Source organism: Sphingomonas bacterium (assembly GCF_903643065.1).
Lineage (GTDB): Bacteria > Pseudomonadota > Alphaproteobacteria > Sphingomonadales > Sphingomonadaceae > Sphingomonas.
This window is the reverse complement of the sequence record NZ_CAHJWX010000401.1, coordinates 1-2,887: the sequence shown is the minus strand read 5'-3', so window position 1 is coordinate 2,887 and position 2,887 is coordinate 1. Positions and strand designations below refer to the sequence as shown.

Annotated in this window: 2 protein-coding genes; both read right to left on the bottom strand. The window is 73.8% G+C overall.

Going from position 1 to position 2,887, the window contains the following annotated elements:
* The coding region (locus HUU95_RS12835) for a DUF3999 family protein (RefSeq protein WP_174280459.1) at positions 1 to 277 on the bottom strand (277 nt) is incomplete at its 3' end.
* Positions 274 to 2,736, bottom strand: coding sequence for a DUF2339 domain-containing protein (locus HUU95_RS12830; RefSeq protein WP_174280458.1), 2,463 nt, complete (start codon positions 2,734 to 2,736; stop codon positions 274 to 276). The genes HUU95_RS12835 and HUU95_RS12830, both read right to left, overlap by 4 nt.
* Positions 2,737 to 2,887 lie beyond the last annotated feature (151 nt).

Below are 2,887 nucleotides of genomic sequence, written 5' to 3'. Positions count from 1 at the left end.
GGGCGAGCGCGACGGTCCGCGCGCTCACGGGCGGGCCGCCTACCCGCGCGATCGGCACGCGCCGGCCCTTCGCGTCGAACAGCCGCAGGTCACCGCCGTCCGCCCGTTGCAGCGCGGCCAGCACGGGGCCGGGCAGCTCTATGCGCTGCATGGAGGCTCTGCCGACAGGCGTTACCCGCGCCCGGACGGTGTAGTCCGCCGGCGTGTCGCTCCCCGTCGCCGCTAAAAGAAGCGTCGCGGCCGACGCGAGCAACGGGATGCCGTGCCACCGGGTCATGCGATCGCTCCTTCCTTCTCCGCCGAGGCGTGCTGCGGCGGCAGCGGGGCGAGGTAGCCCACCACCAGCATCAGCACGCCGACCCCCATGAAGGTGACGATCCGCGTCGCACCGCCGACGTTGCCCATGTCCACCAGCAGCAGCTTGGCCACCGTGATCCCGAGCAGCCCGGCGCCGACGATCCACCAGCTGCGCACCCCTTGCCGGTGAGCGCCGATCATCAGTGCGAGCGCCATCGCCGTCCAGAGCAGCGCGAGGCCCGCCTGCACCACGAAGCTTTCCAGCAGCGCCTCGACGCTCCATGCGACGCCGATCAGCTGGTGCGCGGCGCGCAGCCACACGGTGTTGACCAGGACGAACGCCAGCGCGCCCAGCCCGGCGAGCGTCCCCGGCGCGATGAGCAGCTTGCTTCTGGAAGGCCGCGGCGTCGCCGCCAGCACGGTACGTCGCCACAGCAGCGCCGCGCCCAGCACGAGCGCGAGCGACAGGTCGACCGGGTTGAGCAGCGGCAGATAGGGCAGTGGGGAGGCATCGCCGGGCGAGGCGAGCGCGACCGCAAGCGCGACCAGCAGCGCGACCACGGCGACCGGCGCTGCGGCGATCCATCCAAAATCGGTCGCGTGGCCGGCCAGCGGCCAGCGGGTCGGCGGGGGTTCCGCGAGCCGCCTCGTCGCCCACCGCGTGAGCAGCACCAGCGCCAGCGCGAGCACGACGGGCAGGGTCGCATCGTCCCAGCCGGTGCTCGCAAGGCCGGCACGTTCGATCGCCAGCGGCACGGTATTGGCGACCAGCGCGATCGTCAGCCAGGCGGTGCCGACGTGGCCGATGCGCGCTGCCAGCGGCGCCGGGGCTTCGGCTTCCGTCTCGCGATCGGCGAGGAACAGCAGGCGCACGTGGATCGCGAGCGCGGCCGCCCAGAGCAGCCAGTCGGGCGTGAACGCCACGCGCTCGCCGCTCCCTGCCGCGCCGACGAACGTCAGCGCGAGCACCGCGATCGTCGCGCGGCCCGGCCACGTCGCCACTCGCCACCGAGTCCGCTGGCCGACCGCGTCCGAGCCCCACGCGCTGGCGACATAGGCGAGCATCACCAGCAACGGCTGGATCGCGGGCGCGAAGGCAGGTGTGGACGGCCGTCCTGCCGTTCCCGCGGGTACGATCCGCGCGGCCTCGATCGCCCAGGCGCCCACCCAGAAGGCGAAGCCGAGCAGGAACACCGGACGGGGCAGCGCCGCTTCGACCCCCGCCCAGCCGCGTGCCCACCGCGACGGCGCCGTGTCCGGGCGCTCGCGCAGCCACCAGGCGGTCGCGAGCAGCGCGCCAGCGATCAGGACCGCGCCCAGGAAGCCGGGGCCGAGCAGCGGCAGCGCGGGCAGATCGAGGCGCAGAGTGCCGAGGAACACCAGCGCCGCGACCCCCTGAAGCAGCAGCCCGAACGCGCGCGGGAGCCAGCGCTTCTGCCGCAACCCGACCCAGAACGCCCCCGCACCTTCCAGCGCCCACACCGCCGACGTCCACCGCGCACCCAGCGCAAGCGGCACCGCCAGCGTCACGAAGCCGATGCCGATCGCCAGCAGCGCATCATTGAGAAGCCGCGCCTCCGGCCCGCCGCGCCGCCGGTTGAAGGCCGCCAGCGCGATGTAGAGGCCTGCGAAGCCGAGCGCGGCGAAGGCGGTGCCGAACGGCTGGTGGTGGAGCAGACCCGCCTCCAGCCCGAACCCGGCGACTGCCGGCCCAAACAGCAGGGTCGTATCGACCACCTGCCCGAGCCGGCGCGGCGCGCGGCGCGCGTAGAGGATGGCGGCGGCGAGGTAGATCAGCACGGACGCGACGACGAAGGCGTGGCCGGCCAGCCGATCCGACGGGATCGGCGCGGCGCCGCCCACCTCCCACAGCGTCGCGATCCCGAACGTTGCCGCAAAACCGAGCAGGTTGAGCGCCCGCCACGCCCGCCGCCGCGCGATGCCCAGGATGCCCAGGTTGAGGACGGTGTAATAGCCGAACAGCAGCGCGATGCTGCCGTCGCCGCTCGCCAGCAGCACCGGCGCGGCGAAGCCGCCCGCAAAGGCGGTGACGGCGAGGCTCTGCGACGCCTGAAGGAGCGCGAGCGCGGCGCCGAGCGCACACACCGCGACCATCACTGCCAACGCCGGCGCGACGGACGCGAGCCCGAACCATTTGGCGGCCGCGAACACCGTCAGATAGATCGTCGCGACCCCGCCGCCCTGCAGTGCGGTGGCAAAGCCGGGCCGGGCGATGCGGGTGCGATAGCCCGCGACGAGCAACGCGACTCCGACCGCGACCACCAGCGCGAGACGTAGCTCGATCGGGAATAGCCCGGCCGACGCCGCGTAGCGCGCCAGGAACGACAGGCCGATGAACAGGATTCCCAGGCCGACACGGACCACCGTGTTGCCGCCGAGCAGCCAGGAGCGTGCCCGCTTCCAGGCGGCGGTGAGCATGCGGGCGGCAGGCGATGGCGCTGCGGCTGGCAAGGGCTCTTGGAACGGCCGGGGCGGCGACGCGTCGGCGGTCTGTGGCACGAGCGGTCCGGTCGCCCGCGCCGGTCGTGCCGGAACGACGACCGGCTCGGCAGGCGCGGCTTGGCGGTCG